The organism is Roseisolibacter sp. H3M3-2 (assembly GCF_029211165.1).
In the GTDB taxonomy this organism is placed as follows: Bacteria; Gemmatimonadota; Gemmatimonadetes; order Gemmatimonadales; family Gemmatimonadaceae; genus Roseisolibacter.
Genome location: NZ_JARGEK010000099.1, coordinates 1 through 13,816, shown reverse-complemented (window position 1 = coordinate 13,816; position 13,816 = coordinate 1). Strand labels below are relative to the sequence as shown.

At 74.8% G+C, this 13,816-nt stretch carries 14 protein-coding genes; 4 read left to right on the top strand and 10 right to left on the bottom strand.

All coding sequences use genetic code 11. The annotated features are described in order from the left end of the window. The 10 genes from PYV61_RS10505 to PYV61_RS10460 all read right to left on the bottom strand — a co-directional run. Nucleotides 1-351, bottom strand: a 351-nt coding sequence (locus tag PYV61_RS10505) for an iron-sulfur cluster assembly protein (protein ID WP_275831131.1), incomplete at its 3' end; no start/stop codon positions are given. Between the two features lie 138 nt (nt 352-489). Further along, nucleotides 490-1,530, bottom strand: coding sequence for a DHH family phosphoesterase (locus tag PYV61_RS10500; RefSeq protein ID WP_275831129.1), 1,041 nt, complete (start codon nt 1,528-1,530; stop codon nt 490-492). Between the two features lie 196 nt (nt 1,531-1,726). Next, nucleotides 1,727-3,184, bottom strand: coding sequence for an amino acid permease (locus PYV61_RS10495; protein ID WP_275831127.1), 1,458 nt, complete (start codon nt 3,182-3,184; stop codon nt 1,727-1,729). 196 nt (nt 3,185-3,380) lie between these two features. After that, complete coding sequence (gene guaB / locus PYV61_RS10490) at nt 3,381-4,829, bottom strand: IMP dehydrogenase (protein ID WP_345785231.1); 1,449 nt, start codon at nt 4,827-4,829, stop codon at nt 3,381-3,383. Nucleotides 4,830-4,993: 164 nt separating this feature from the next. Further along, on the bottom strand, nt 4,994-5,482 hold the full coding sequence (locus tag PYV61_RS10485; protein ID WP_275831125.1) for a YkvA family protein: 489 nt from the start codon (nt 5,480-5,482) through the stop codon (nt 4,994-4,996). Between the two features lie 37 nt (nt 5,483-5,519). Then, nucleotides 5,520-6,056: a hypothetical protein gene (locus PYV61_RS10480; protein WP_275831123.1), complete on the bottom strand. Its 537-nt coding sequence runs from the start codon at nt 6,054-6,056 to the stop codon at nt 5,520-5,522. A 120-nt stretch (nt 6,057-6,176) separates the two neighbouring features. Next, complete coding sequence (locus PYV61_RS10475) at nt 6,177-7,385, bottom strand: D-Ala-D-Ala carboxypeptidase family metallohydrolase (RefSeq protein ID WP_275831121.1); 1,209 nt, start codon at nt 7,383-7,385, stop codon at nt 6,177-6,179. Further along, entirely contained in the window at nt 7,382-8,326 is a 945-nt protein-coding gene (locus tag PYV61_RS10470) for a D-Ala-D-Ala carboxypeptidase family metallohydrolase (RefSeq protein WP_275831119.1), read from the bottom strand. The genes PYV61_RS10475 and PYV61_RS10470 overlap by 4 nt, the downstream gene beginning before the upstream one ends. A 96-nt stretch (nt 8,327-8,422) precedes the next feature. Beyond that, nucleotides 8,423-9,277 carry a L,D-transpeptidase gene (locus tag PYV61_RS10465; protein WP_275831117.1) on the bottom strand — a complete coding sequence of 285 codons (855 nt, stop codon included), beginning with the start codon at nt 9,275-9,277 and terminating at the stop codon, nt 8,423-8,425. 1 nt (nt 9,278) lies between these two features. Further along, entirely contained in the window at nt 9,279-10,034 is a 756-nt protein-coding gene (locus PYV61_RS10460; RefSeq protein ID WP_275831115.1) for a hypothetical protein, read from the bottom strand. A 137-nt stretch (nt 10,035-10,171) separates the two neighbouring features. On the opposite strand from PYV61_RS10460, the gene gpmI reads away from it, so the two are divergent. The 4 genes from gpmI to PYV61_RS10440 all read left to right on the top strand — a co-directional run bounded on the left by gpmI (nt 10,172) and on the right by PYV61_RS10440 (nt 13,729). Then, entirely contained in the window at nt 10,172-11,752 is a 1,581-nt protein-coding gene (gene gpmI / locus PYV61_RS10455; protein ID WP_275831113.1) for a 2,3-bisphosphoglycerate-independent phosphoglycerate mutase, read from the top strand. After that, entirely contained in the window at nt 11,749-12,441 is a 693-nt protein-coding gene (locus PYV61_RS10450) for a hypothetical protein (protein WP_275831111.1), read from the top strand. Before gpmI ends, PYV61_RS10450 begins: the two co-directional genes overlap by 4 nt. A gap of 90 nt (nt 12,442-12,531) precedes the next feature. Then, nucleotides 12,532-13,053, top strand: a complete 522-nt coding sequence (locus PYV61_RS10445; protein WP_275831109.1) for a BON domain-containing protein — start codon at nt 12,532-12,534, stop codon at nt 13,051-13,053. 229 nt (nt 13,054-13,282) lie between these two features. Further along, nucleotides 13,283-13,729 (top strand): 6-carboxytetrahydropterin synthase, encoded by a 447-nt coding sequence (locus PYV61_RS10440; protein WP_275831107.1) that lies wholly within the window; start codon nt 13,283-13,285, stop codon nt 13,727-13,729. Nucleotides 13,730-13,816: the final 87 nt, after the last annotated feature.

The following is a 13,816-nucleotide window of genomic DNA, read 5'->3' as shown; positions in this document are numbered from 1 at the left end:
GGCGGCCGGGCGGGGCGCCGCGGCGGGCGCCGCCTGGTGCGCGTGCCCATGCGAGTGCGCGTGCGCGCGCTGCGCCTGCCGGCGCGCGTCGCGGTCGGCCGAGAAGCGCTCGGGGTCCGTCACGTCGATGCGCACGTCGGTCACCCCCTCCAGCCGCTCGACGGCGAGGCGCGCCTCGCGCACCAGCGTCGCGTCGTCGCTCGCGTCGAGGAGGAGGGTGAAGCGGACCTTGCCGTCGGGGCTGACGGCGACGTCCTGCACCTGCTCGGCCGACACCACGTCGGCGCCGACGCGGGGGTTGTGCACGCGGCCGAGGGCGGTCGCGATGCGCTGCTGGAGTGGCTGGCTCATACCGGGGGAGGAAGCGGGGCGCTCGCGCGCGGACCCGCGTCGGATCGTGCGTCGGGTCGTTCGATGATGCTCTAAAGCTAGACCGGCCGGGAGCGCGTGTGCACTCCCGGCCGGTCCGGAGGCGGGGCGGATCGCCGGTCAGGCGAGCGTCGCCAGGTAGCTGCGGGCCGCGCCGACCACGCGGTCGCGCACCGCGTCGAGCCCGCCGGCGATCAGGGCGCCCGCCGCCCGCGCGTGCCCGCCCCCGCCGAACTGCCGCGCCAGCGCGTTCACGTCCACGTCGCCGGTGCTGCGCAGCGAGACCTTCACCTTCCCGTGCCCCAGGTCGCGGAAGAAGAGCGCCAGCCGCGTCCCGGCGATCGAGCGCGGGTGCTCCACGATCCCGTCGAGGTCCTCGGAGCGGACGCCGAAGCGCTCCATGGCGCCGGCCGGGACCGAGATCCAGGCCAGCCCGTGCGACGGGTCGACCTCCAGCGTCGCCAGCGCCTCGCGCAGCAGCTCCAGCTTCCCCACGGGGACCGAGGCGTACACGCGCCGGTACATCTCCTCCGGCTCGATCCCCGCCGCCAGCAGCTGGCCGGCGATCGCGTGGCAGCGCGGCGAGGTGTTGCTGAAGCGGAACCCGCCCGTGTCCGTGAGCAGCGCGACGTAGAGCCCCGTCGCCACGGGGGTCGTCAGCTCCAGCCCCATCGTGCGGGCGAGGTCGAACACCAGCTCGCCCGTGGCGCAGGCGGTGGTGTCGCTCACCACGACCGTCCCCGCCGGGTCGTCGGTCGCGATGTGGTGGTCGATGACGAGCTTCGGGACCTTGAGCGTGCGCACCACATCCCCCAGCGCGCCGAGCCGCTTCACGTCCGAGATGTCGAGGACGATCAGCAGGTCGGCGTCCCGCAGCGCCTCCGCTCCGCGCGGGCTCTGGTCGAGCGCCGCGTCGGGGAGGAGGAAGCGGAACATCTCCGGCCACGGCGTCGGGTTCACGATCACCGGGCGCATCCCCAGCTGCTGCAGCAGCCCCGCCATCGCGACCTCGGAGCCGCACCCGTCGCCGTCGGCGTTGATGTGCGTGGAGAGCACCACGCGCGCGCCGGGGGTCAGGTGCGGCGTCAGGGCGCGGATCGCCTCGGCGCGCGCCGGGGGGATCGCCAGGAGGTCGGGGAGCTGCGAGAGGGCGGCGGGCATTGCGGGGGGGTGGGGCGGGGTCCGCCGGAGGCGGCGGTCGAACGCTGCCGCGAGGGCACGCCTCGCGCCAGTGGCGCCGGGGGGCGGCAGGGGGAAGGTCGCCGGCAAGGTCGCCGGCGGCGCCCCCGAACGCGCGAGGACCGCCCGGACGCGGGGTCCGGGCGGTCCTCGGGGCGCCGGGCGGCGCCGGACGGAGTCAGCGCGAGGCGGGCATCTGCCCGACGCGCGAGTGCGTCCGGCCGTAGACGAAGTAGATGATGAGGCCGAGCACCAGCCAGACCGCGAGGCGCATCCAGGTGTCCGCCGGCAGCCCGTACATCAGGTAGCCGCAGACCAGGATGCCGAGGGCCGGCACCACCGGGACGAGCGGCGTCTTGAAGGGGCGCGGCAGGTCGGGGCGCTTGTAGCGGAGCATCAGCACGCCCGCGCTCACCACCACGAAGGCGAACAGCGTCCCGATCGACACCAGCTCGCCGAGCAGCGCGATCGGGAAGAAGCCGGCGACGACCGCGGCCACGACGCCGCAGAGGATCGTCGTCACGTACGGCGTCTGGTACTTCGGGTGGACCTTGCCGAACACCGCCGGCAGGAGCCCGTCGCGCGACATCGAGAAGAAGATGCGCGGCTGGCCCATGAGCATCACCAGCACCACCGACGCCAGGCCGGCGATGGCCGCGATGTCGACGAGGTAGTTCAGCCACGACAGCGACGGGACGCGGGCGAGCGCGACGTCGACCGGGTGCGGGACGTTCAGCTCCGTGTACGGCGCCAGCCCGGTCATGACCAGCGACATCAGGATGTAGAGCACCGTGCAGAAGGCGAGCGACCCGAGCATGCCGATCGGCATGTCGCGCTGCGGGTTCTTGGCCTCCTGCGCCGCCGTCGACACGGCGTCGAAGCCGATGTAGGCGAAGAACACGACGCCGGCCGCGCGGACGATGCCGTCCCAGCCGAAGCGCCCCGGCCCCTCGGCGGGCGGGATGAACGGCTGCCAGTTCGCCGAGTCGACGAACATGAAGCCGAAGCCGATCACCAGGAACACGATCGCGACCTTCACGATCACGATGATGTTGTTGAAGCGCGCCGACTCCTTGATCCCCGTGACCAGCAGCGCGGTCATCAGCAGCACCAGGACCACCGCCGGGACGTTCAGCACCCCGCCGGGGTTCCGGATGAGCGTGTGCGTCCCCTGCACCGACAGCGGCGCCTGCGTGAACGCGGCCGGCAGGTCGATGCCGAGCTTGTGGAGGAACGCCACGAAGTACCCCGACCAGCCCACGGCCACGGTGGCCGCGCCGAACAGGTACTCGAGGATCAGGTCCCAGCCGATGATCCACGCCACCAGCTCGCCCAGCGTCGCGTAGGCGTAGGTGTACGCCGAGCCGGCGACCGGGATCATCGACGCGAACTCGGCGTAGCAGAGCCCCGCGAACAGGCAGCCGAGCCCCGCGAGCACGAACGAGATCACGACCGCGGGGCCGGCGTTGTTCGCCGCCGCGGTGCCCGTGAGCACGAAGATGCCGGCGCCGATGATGGCGCCGATGCCGAGCATCACGAGGTTCAGCGCGCCGAGGGAGCGTTTCAGCGTGTGCTGCCCCTCCTCACTCGCCTCGGACTGGATCTGTGCGATGCTCTTGGTGGACGACAACGCCATACGGGGTCCTCGCGGGATCCGGTGCGGGGGAGACGGAGGGGGGTCGGAACGAAGCCGGTAGTCTGACCCGCACGTCGCGGCCCTGTCAATGACGAGCCGGCCTGGGACGCCCCCCGGCGCCCCCCAACACGATACGGGGCCCGCGGCCAGAGGCGCGCGGACCCCGCGGTCAGAGTCCGGTCAGACCCCCGCCGCCTCAGGCGGAGTAGTTGGGGGCCTCGCGGGTGATCGTCACGTCGTGCGGGTGGCTCTCGCGGAGCCCCGCCGCCGTGATGCGGACGAACTCCGCCTCCGTGCGCAGCTGCTCGACCGACCCGCAGCCGACGTAGCCCATCCCGCTGCGCAGCCCGCCGACCATCTGGAACAGCACGTCGCCGACGGGGCCCTTGTACGGCACGCGCCCCTCGATCCCCTCGGGGACCAGCTTCTTGGGGCTCATCTCGCCGTCCTGGAAGTAGCGGTCGGCGCTCCCGTCCTGCATGGCCGACAGCGAGCCCATGCCGCGGATCATCTTGAAGCGGCGCCCCTCGGCGAGGATCGACTCGCCCGGGCTCTCCTCCGTGCCGGCGAGCATGGAGCCCATCATGACGCACGAGGCGCCGGCGGCCAGCGCCTTCACGATGTCGCCCGAGTACTTGATCCCGCCGTCGGCGATGATCGGGACGTCCCCCGCCCCCTCGACCGCGTCCATCACGGCGGTGAGCTGTGGGACGCCGACGCCGGTGACGACGCGCGTGGTGCAGATCGAGCCGGGGCCGACGCCGACCTTCACCGCGTCGACGCCGCGCGCCACCAGCGCCGCCGTCCCGTCGCGCGTGGCGACGTTGCCGGCCACCAGCTGCACGTCGGGGAAGGTCTCCCGCACCGACGCCGTCGCGTCGAGCACCCCCTGCGAGTGGCCGTGCGCGGTGTCGATCACCAGCACGTCGACGCCGGCGTCCACCAGCGCGCGGGCGCGCGCCAGGAAGTCGCCGCCGGCGCCGATCGCCGCCGCCACGCGGAGCCGCCCGTGGCGGTCCTTGTTCGCGGTCGGGTACTGCCGGCGCTTGTGGATGTCCTTGACCGTGATCAGCCCGCGCAGCGCCCCCTCGGCGTCCACCACCGGCAGCTTCTCGATGCGGTGCCGACCCATGATGGCCTCGGCCTCGTCGAGCGTCGTGCCGGTGGGCGCGGTGACCAGCCCCTCGCTCGTCATCGCCTCGCGCAGGGGGCGGTCGAGCGCGCGCTCGAACTGCAGGTCGCGGTTGGTGATGATGCCGACGATCCGCCCGTCGCCGTCGACCACGGGGACGCCCGAGATCCGGAAGCGCTGCATCAGCGCGACCGCCTCGCGCAGCGTGGCGTCGGGGGAGAGGGTGATCGGGTTGAGGATCATCCCGCTCTCGGAGCGCTTCACGCGGTCGACCTCCGCCGCCTGGCGGTCGATCGACATGTTCTTGTGCAGCACCCCGATCCCGCCCGCGCGCGCCATGGCGATCGCCATCTCGCTCTCGGTGACGGTGTCCATCGCCGCCGCGACCAGCGGGACGTTCAGGGCGATGCCGCGCGTGAAGCGCGACGAGGTGTCGACGTCCTTCGGGTGCACCTGCGCGTGCCGCGGCGCGAGCAGGACGTCGTCGAAGGTCAGGGCGACCGCCTCGCGCACGCGGGTCAGGCCGTGCGGGCGGGCGGCCGCGGGCGGGGTGGCCCCGGAACGCGAAACCCCGCCGTCCGACGGGGTCGGACGCGCGGGGCTGGGAGCTGCTGGAGGAGATGTGGTCGCCATGGCGGAATGTAGGTGCCCGCCGGGCGACGCTCAACCCCCGCGGGTCACCGACGCAGCAGGCCGCGCAGGCGCCGCCGCATGCCGAGCGGCAGGAAGAACGCGGCCGCCGAGACCACCTGGGCGAGGTTCAGGTCGGCGAGGTCCTTCGCGTCGCCGTGCCAGTGGTCGAGCAGCACGCGCCGCCCCGCGTTCGTCACGAGCCGCTGCAGCGCCGTCACCAGCAGGAAGACGTCGTCGACCTCGCCGAGGAACGGGATGACGTCGGGGATCAGGTCGAGCGGCAGCAGGATGTAGGCGATCGCGCCGGCCACCAGCGCCTTGTCCACCGCCGCCACGCGCCGGTCGACCAGCAGCCCGCCGAGCAGCCGCAGGTAGTGCGGGAGCTGCCGGATGGTGTGCAGCAGCGTCTTCTTGGCGCCGGTGCGCGGGCGGCCGGCCGCGCGCGGCAGGCGCAGGTCGCGGTCGCGGTCGGCGACGGGGGCGGCCGCGCGGTCGGCGGCGGCGCGGGCGCGGGACGAGCGGGACGGGGTCACGACGGCGGAGGCTCGGGACGGGGGACGGGCGGGGCGGTCAGGTCGGCGTGCCCGGCGGCTGCGGTGCAGGGCCCGTACCCGGCGGCGTCTGCGTCGGCGGCGGCGTCTGCGGCGGGTGCACGCTCGGGTTGACCGGCGAGGCCGGCGCCGGCGGGGGCCAGGCGGCGGCGCCCGGCGGAGGGGCCGGCTCCACGGGGGCGGCGGCGGTGCCGGGGGGCGTCGGCGCCCCGGCCGGCGTCACCGTCAGCTCGTCCACCACGGCCGTCCCCGCCCGCTTGGCGGCGCTGGCCAGGTCGCTCGCCACGGACGTCCCGGCGGCCATCGCCCCGTTGAGCGCCCCGACGGCCTTGTTCAGGAACCCCATCGCCTCGCTGACCGTGGACGCCGCGAGCCCGCCGGCGCGCAGCCGGTCCTCGATCGTGTCGGCCAGCCGCTGGAACGTGTTCGGCGGCGTCGCCGCCCGCTGCCCGTAGCGCGACTCCAGGAACTCCACGTAGTCGAGCACCTGATACAGCCGGTCCTCGCCGAGCGCGTCGAGCTGGCGGTTGATGCGGTCGCGGATGTGCTGGGTCATGGAGGGCGGCGGCGGGCTGCGGACGGCGGATTTCCTGCGCTGCCGGATACTACGGGAGCGCCGTGCCGGGGTGCCAGCACCGACGCGAGTCGGAATCCGCAGCCCGCGGCCCGCAGCGTCCTACCGCCACCACCGCGCCCGCCGTCCCCGCGCGTCCACGTGCACGTAGCTCGACCCCGTGTTCACGTACACGCCCAGCCCCCCGACCAGCTCCGGGTGCCGCTTCTCGATCATCTCGACGGCCAGCCCCACGACGCGGCTGTCGAACGAGGTGAAGCGGCCGTCGCCGTCGGCGTCGATCGCCACGTCGGCGGCGTCGCCGTACTGGTGGCGGCTGTTGAGCGCCGAGCCCTCGACGCCCGAGTTGTGGAGCGGCGTGCGGAACCCCGAGTTCACGCGCACGCGGATCGACGACGGGTCGGGGACGCCGCGCAGCTTCGCGATCTCCGCCACCACCAGCTCCAGCTTGTCGAGCAGCCGCGGGCTGACCACGACGTAGCGCGGCCACTGCGCCTGGCCGTCGCGCGTCACGAAGTCGCCGAGCCGCACGTGGCGCGAGACGGGGAGCTTGGCGGTGCGCGCCGTGACCTCGACGAAGCCGAGCGGGCGCTCGCCGCCGAGGCGCTCGAACGGCCAGCTCCCCATGCGGTACCCGTTGATCGTGCCGCCGAACTTCTGGGCGAACGGGACCAGCACCGCGAGCGAGAGGTCGTCGAGCACGCGCCGCGACGCCCCCTCCCCGACCGCCAAGCGGTAGAGCCCGGGCTGCCGGGGCGCGACGACCGCCGTCCCGGCCGTCAGCAGGCGCGGCGCGTCCGCCTCCGACGAGTCGGCGGCCCGCACCCAGCGGTAGCGCAGCGGGGCGCTCCCCGCCGGCAGGGCGACCGGCGACTCCACCAGCTGCCCCGGCATCGCCACCCGCACCAGCACGTCGCCGCTGCGCCCGTAGCCGGGGCGCGGCGCCGCCAGCGCGGCGGCCACGGCCGCCGAGTCGGCCGTCGTGACGCCGCTGCGCGCGCGCACCGCCGCGATCTCGTCGAGCGACGCCACGTCGGGCTCCGACGGGCGGTAGACGGTGAGCACGGCGCTCAGCGCCCCCACGAAGGCCAGCGCCGACAGCCAGCTGCGCGGGCGGCGGGCCTTGGTCACCACGCTCCCGCTGTCCCGGACCCGCGCCTCGACCTCGGCGGCCCGGCGGCGCGCCTCCTCGAGGCGGGCCAGCTCGAACATCGTCAGCCCGGCGTCGGGCCCCGCGGGGGCGGGGGCGGGCGGGCCGGGCGAGGGGGACGACGTCGGCTCCGTGTCGGCGTCGGCCACCGGGACGGTCACCCGTGCCCCCACCGCGCCCGCGCGCCCCGGGTGTCGATGTGCACGAACGGGCCGTGCGCGCGCGTGGAGCGGTAGATCCCCACCCCGCCCGCCAGCTCCGGGTGCGCCCGCTCCACCCGGTCGGCCGCCTCGGCGAGGATGGCGGCGTCGCGCGTGTCCACGCGCCCGTCGCGGTTCAGGTCGGCCATCCGCCCCGCCCCGTTCTCGACCCAGACGTCGGCGGCGTCGCCGTACTGGTGACGGCTGAGGTCGGCACGGCCGGCCGTCTCCCCGCCGCCGGCGTTGTACTGCGGCGTGCGGAAGCCACTCATCACGTGCAGGCGCCGCGCGTCGTAGCCGCGCGACCGCAGGTCCGCGAGCACCAGCTCCAGCTTGTCGACCAGCGCCTCGTCCAGCACGAGGTACTTCGGCCACACCCGCACCTGATCGTGCGTCAGGAAGTCGGCCAGCTTGAAGTGCTCGGAGACGCGCGTGTCCTTGTTCTCGGGCGTCACCTCGATGAAGCCCTGCGGGTTGCCGTACTTCTCGCCGCGCACGGAGCGCCCCTTCTCCGCCGGCCAGAAGCCGATGCGGTAGCGCCCGATGCGGCCGTTCACCTTCTCGTGGAACGGCACGAGGCTGATGAACGAGAACGGACGGGCGTCCTCGCGCGGCCGCACCGTGTACACGCCCGGCCGGTCCGCGGAGTCGCCGAGCAGGCGACGGAGGAACGGGAAGGTCAGCGGGCGGATCGCGAGGATGCGCGCGCGCAGCTTGCCGCTGCGGCCGCCGAGGGTGTCCTGCAGGAAGGCGAGGTCGTCGACCGGGGCCGCGGGCGCGGGGCGCGCCTCGACGGGGCGGGACGTGGCGAGCTCTACCGCTGCGACGCCGACGAACGCGAGCGCGAACGCGGCCACCGCCCGCGCGCGGCGCGACGGACGCTTCCTCTCCTGCTGGACCATGCCGTTTCTCCTCCGGGACCGAGCCGACCGCCCGCTGCGGCCGCCAAGCGATGGACGACCGAGCCGGCCGAATGCTAACGCCACGACTGGCCCCGGTCAGTAGATGTAGACCGGGGTCCCGACGGGCACGTGGTCGTACAGCCACTCGACGTCCTCGTTCCGCAGGCGGACGCAGCCGTGGCTCACCGCCTGTCCGACCGTCTCGGGGCGGTTGGTGCCGTGCAGCGCGTAGCCGTCGCCGAGGTTCAGCCGACGGGTCCCCAGCACGTCGGGGTAGCGGCGCTGGTTCGTGCCGAAGGGCGGGATCAGCAGGTTGCCGCCCACGACGATCTCGCGCCCGTCGGCCGCCCGCAGCGGCACCGCCGCACCGCCGCGCGGGACGCGCACGACGTCGCTCCCCCGCACCGTCACCACCGCGCCGTCGGGGGCGCGCAGCGCCTCGCCGCGCCGCAGCCGCACGAGCCCCAGCCCGCGCTTTCGCGCCTGCTCGACGTAGTGCCAGTCGGGGGGCACCCAGCGCGGCATCGAGTCCTTGCCGATCACCACCAGCCGGCCGCGCGGCGTCTCGAACTTCCAGTGCGCGCCGCCGCCCTCCTTCACCAGCGTGCGCCCGCTGCCGGTGGCGACCTGGGTGCTGAACAGCACCGAGTCGCCGCGCTTGTACCACAGCCGCCGCTCGGCGACGCTCACCACGAGGTACGGGCGCGCGTCGCGCGGCTCGCCGCCGGCGTCGGCGACCAGCCGCGTCAGCGAGTCGGTCGCCTCTCCCGCCTCGGCACGCAGGCGGCGCAGCAGCTCGAGGTTGTCGTTGAACACCATGCGCGCCACGTCGCGCTCCCACCGCGCGTCGGCGGCGGCCGCGAGCAGCCGCGACGTCAGCGCCGCCGCGGCGACGAGCGCGCCGAGCAGCCACCAGGCGTGGCGCCCGCCGGACCGGATCGCGCGCAGCACGTCAGTACAGGTACACGGTCATGCCGGGGACCAGGTTGGCGGCGATCGCCTCCAGGTCCTCGAGCCGCGCGCGCACCGCGCCCGGCATGACGTACGACGGCTCGTTGAGCGGCCCCGCGACGGGGAGCGTGTACAGCACGGCGCCGCCCGACAGCAGCACCGCGCGCGCGCCGAGCGCGCCCTTCACCGTGCGGTCGGCCCGCGCGGCGGGGACCGGGAGCCCGCGGTCCTCGTAGACCCAGCGCGGCACCTCCCACGCGTCGTCGGGGCCGAGCACGCGCGCGACGGTGCGCGCGCCGCGCGGCGCGGCGACGTGCATCGTGTCGGGGGGCGCGCCGACGCGCCGGGACGCGCCGACCTCCACGCGCATGTCCCGCAGTCGCGCCCCCTCGCGCTCCAGCAGCAGCCGCCCCTCGTCGACCGCGACCGCGAGGTGCAGCGCGCCGTCGCCCGTCGCGCGGCGGCGCAGCAGCTCCATGGTGAGGCGCAGGCGGTCCTCGTCGGCGCCCAGGATCGCGTCGGTCCGCTCGCGCTCCACCGCCGACATGCTCGCGCGCAGGCGCTCCGCCTCGGCGCGGTAGCGGCGGCGCTCCCACAGCAGCAGCGCGTCCATCGCCAGCAGCACGGCCAGCGCGGCGGCCGCGGTGCGCACGAAGCCGGCGTACGCCCGCCGGAAGTCGCGCCACCCGCCGCGGCGCCGCTCCGGGGGCGGCTCGGCGGGGCTCGCGGTCGGGCGCAGGCGGAGCGTGGTGGACATGGCGGGGGGCGGAGGCGGGGCGCGCGGGTGCCCCGGCGGGGGCCCGCCCGGGTATGTTTCGCGCTTCCGGCCGGCGCGCATCCTACCGCGCGCCCAGCCCCCCGGTTCCCATCGGTCCCGCCGCTCGGCCCCGCCGCATGCCCACCCCCGACACCCGCCCCGTCGCCCTGCTCGTCCTCGACGGCTGGGGCTACCGCCCCGCGCGCGACGGGAACGCGATCGCCCTCGCCGACACGCCGGCGTGGGACGCCCTCTGGTCGCGGCGCTCGCGCACGCTGCTCGAGGCGTCGGGGCTCGCGGTCGGCCTCCCCGAGGGGCAGATGGGGAACAGCGAGGTCGGGCACCTGAACCTCGGCGCCGGCCGCGTCGTGATGCAGGACCTCGTGCGCATCTCGCAGGCGGTGCAGGACGGCGCGTTCTTCGAGAACGCGGCGTTCGTGGACGCGTGCGAGCGCGTGAAGGCGAACGGCGGCACGCTCCACCTGCTCGGGCTGATCGGCAGGGGCGGCGTGCACGGGCTCGACCGGCACCTGTTCGCGCTGCTGGAGCTGGCGCGCCGCCGCGCGGTGCCGCGCGTCGCGGTGCACGCGCTGCTCGACGGGCGCGACACCCTGCCGCGTTCCGCGCTGGAGTACATGCGCGAGACCGTCGCCGAGGCGTCGAAGGGGAGCGCGGTGGTCGCGTCGCTGGGCGGGCGGTACTACGGGATGGACCGCGACAAGCGGTGGTCGCGCACGGAGCTGTTCTACCGCGCCGCCGTGCAGGGCGCCGGCCCGACGGTGACCGACCCGGTCGAGGCGATCCGCGCCACGTACGACGCGGGCACCAGCGACGAGTTCATGCTCCCCGCGGTCGTGACGGGCGCCGACGGCGCGCCGCTGGCGACGATGCGCGACGGCGACGCGGTCATCTGCTGGAACTACCGGTCGGACCGCATGCGCCAGATCGTGCGCGCGCTCGTCGACCCCGCGTTCGACGGCTTCGACGTGCGGGGGCGCCCCGACCTGCTCGTCGTCACGATGACGGTGTACGACCAGACGCTCGACCCGCTCGGCGTGCGGGCGGCGTTCCCGCCGCAGTCGATGGCCCGGATCGTCGCCGAGGTGCTGACGGACCGCGGGCTGACGATGCTGAAGACGGCGGAAACCGAGAAGTACCCGCACGTGACCTACTTCTACAACGGCGGGAACGAGGCCCCGTACGCGGGCGAGGAGCGCATCCTCGTCCCGAGCCAGAAGGTGGCGACGTACGACCTCGCGCCCGAGATGAGCGCCCGCGGCGTCACCGACGTGCTGGTGAACGCCATGGACACGCGCTCGCACCACTTCATGCTGTGCAACCTGGCCAACGGCGACATGGTCGGGCACTCGGGCTCCCTCCCCGCCACGATCCAGGCGGTGCAGGTGGTCGACGAGTGCCTCGCCCGCATCGTCGCCGCGGCGGAGCGCAGCGGCACCCGCCTGCTGGTGACGGCGGACCACGGCAACTGCGAGATGATGATCGACCCCGAGACCGGCGGCGCCCACACCGCGCACACCACGAACCCCGTCCCGCTGGTGGTCGTCGACCCGGCGGGCGACGCGCCGCTGCGCGAGGGCGGCGCGCTGTGCGACGTCGGCCCGACCGTCCTGCGCCTGCTCGGCGTCGACCAGCCCGACGAGATGACCGGCCGCGACCTGCGCGCCGCCGCCTCGGTTGCCGCGGGGGTGCGCGCGTGACCCGCCGCCTCCTCGCCGCCGCCGCGCTCGCCCTCGCCGCCGCCGCGGCCGGCGCGCAGGTCGGCTTCCCGCCCGAGCGCTCGCCGTTCGTCGACCTCGAGTTCCGCCAGGCCACCACCGTGTTCGGCGGCTGGTACGGCGCGGCCAAGGACCCGGCCGGGATCGCGCCGCAGAGCGGCCCGCTCGTCGGCGCGCGCTACGACATCTACCTCGGCGGGCCGGCGTCGTTCACCGCGCGCGCCGCGACGGCGATCTCCGAGCGCAACGTGCTCGACCCGGCGCGCCGCGAGGGGAACCGCCTGCTCGGCGTCGAGCGCCGTCCGCTGACGATGGCCGACGTCGGGATCACGCTCGGCCTCACGGGGCAGAAGAGCTGGCGCGGCATGGTGCCGACCGTCCACTCGGGGATCGGCGTCGTCAGCAACCTCGCCAGCGCCGACCCGGGCGGCTACCGCTTCGGCACGCGCTTCCACATCGCGTACGGCGCCGGGCTCCGCTTCGTCCCCCGCTCGTCGCCGTGGGCGGTGCGCGCCGACGTCGGCTCGTACCTGTTCCAGATCCGCTACCCGGACAGCTACTCGACGCCCGGGCTCGACAGCACGTCGATCCTTCCGTCGGGCTCGTCCAAGAGCAAGTGGACGAACAACCTCGGGCTGACGCTGGGGCTCTCGTACCAGTTCTCCCGCTGACGCGCCGCCGAGCCGAGCCGATCCGCTGAGCCCGGCCGCCGCGGCACGCGCGGTGCACCCCACGCCCGCGAATCGAGCCGAGGAGCGGTCATGGCGCAGGACTACGAGGACTTCAGCAGGATCGACGACCTGGACGACGACGAGCTGCGCCAGCTGGTGCGCGACCGGCTCGGCGAGCACCCCAACCTCGACCTCGACGACTTCGTCGTGCACGTCGAGGACGGGCAGGTGCGACTCGAGGGGCGGGTCGGCACGGAGGGCGAGCTGCGCATCGCCGACCACGTCCTGACCGACCTGGTCGGGGTGGGGTCGTTCGACAACCAGCTCGTGGTCGACGCCAACCGGCGCGTCGACACGCCGATGGACGTCGAGGACCACCTGCAGATGGAGCGCGCGTCGGCGGGCTCCGTCTTCGGCGAGCTCCCCGAGCAGGAGAGCCCCGAGGTGTTCCAGGCGCGCGGCGACGAGGACCTGGACCAGCGGATGTTCGGGACCACGAACTACCAGGACGCGGTCGCCCACGGCGTGCCGTACGAGCCGCCCGAGGCGCCGACGCAGGAAGGGCTGCGGGGGACGGACGCGGGGCCGGGGGAATACGGCGAGGATCATTAGCTCGGCCCACGGCGTGGAGCGGGGTGAGTCGAACCCCGGGGTGGGGCGAAGATCGGGGTGAACCGAACGGAGGGGTGAACCGAACACCGGGATACGGCGGACCTAGCGGCTACGAGCTGGCAGGTTCGCGGTACCCCGGTGTTCGGTTCGCCCCTCCGTTCGACCTATCCCGCTCTGCGCCGTACCCAGATCTTCGCCGTACCCCGAACTCCGCCGTAGATTGGCCGCCATGGCCTTCGCCTCGTTGACTCGCCGCGTCGCCTTCGCGGCCGCCCACCGGTATCGCCGCCCCGACTGGGACGACGCCCGCAACGCGGCCACCTTCGGCGTCTGCGCGCGCCCCAGCTTCCACGGGCACTCGTACGCGGCGCACGTGACGGTGCGCGGCCCGATCGACGAGGCCACAGGATTCTGCGTCGACCTCGGGGTGCTCGACCGGGTGCTCGCGGAGGAGGTGCGCGAGCGGTTCGACCACCGCAACCTGAACCTCGACGTGCCCGAGTTCGCCGACGGTGCGCAGATCCCGACCGGGGAGAACCTGGCGCGGCTGATCGCAGTGCGCGTGCAGGGACGGCTGGAGAAGTCGCTCGGCGCGCGCGCGCCGCGCGTCGAACGGGTGGTCGTCGCCGAGGACGAGACGATGAGCGTGACCTTCGAGCCGGGGCGCGACGCGTGAGCCGCCGCCTCGCCCCCACCCTGCTGCTGGCCGCCGCCGCCGGCGCCGGCCGCGCCCCCGCGCCGGCGCCGACGCCCGCCGCGGCCC

Bases quoted from the DNA above. Each gene is read 5' to 3' on its own strand.
- PYV61_RS10500 (WP_275831129.1), bottom strand. From the start codon at position 1,530: ATGCCCGCCGCCCTCTCGCAGCTCCCCGACCTCCTGGCGATCCCCCCG.
- PYV61_RS10445 (WP_275831109.1), top strand. From the start codon at position 12,532: ATGGCGCAGGACTACGAGGACTTCAGCAGGATCGACGACCTGGACGAC.
- PYV61_RS10440 (WP_275831107.1), top strand. From the start codon at position 13,283: ATGGCCTTCGCCTCGTTGACTCGCCGCGTCGCCTTCGCGGCCGCCCAC.
- PYV61_RS10460 (WP_275831115.1), bottom strand. From the start codon at position 10,034: ATGTCCACCACGCTCCGCCTGCGCCCGACCGCGAGCCCCGCCGAGCCG.
- PYV61_RS10470 (WP_275831119.1), bottom strand. From the start codon at position 8,326: ATGGTCCAGCAGGAGAGGAAGCGTCCGTCGCGCCGCGCGCGGGCGGTG.
- gpmI (WP_275831113.1), top strand. From the start codon at position 10,172: ATGCCCACCCCCGACACCCGCCCCGTCGCCCTGCTCGTCCTCGACGGC.
- PYV61_RS10480 (WP_275831123.1), bottom strand. From the start codon at position 6,056: ATGACCCAGCACATCCGCGACCGCATCAACCGCCAGCTCGACGCGCTC.
- PYV61_RS10495 (WP_275831127.1), bottom strand. From the start codon at position 3,184: ATGGCGTTGTCGTCCACCAAGAGCATCGCACAGATCCAGTCCGAGGCG.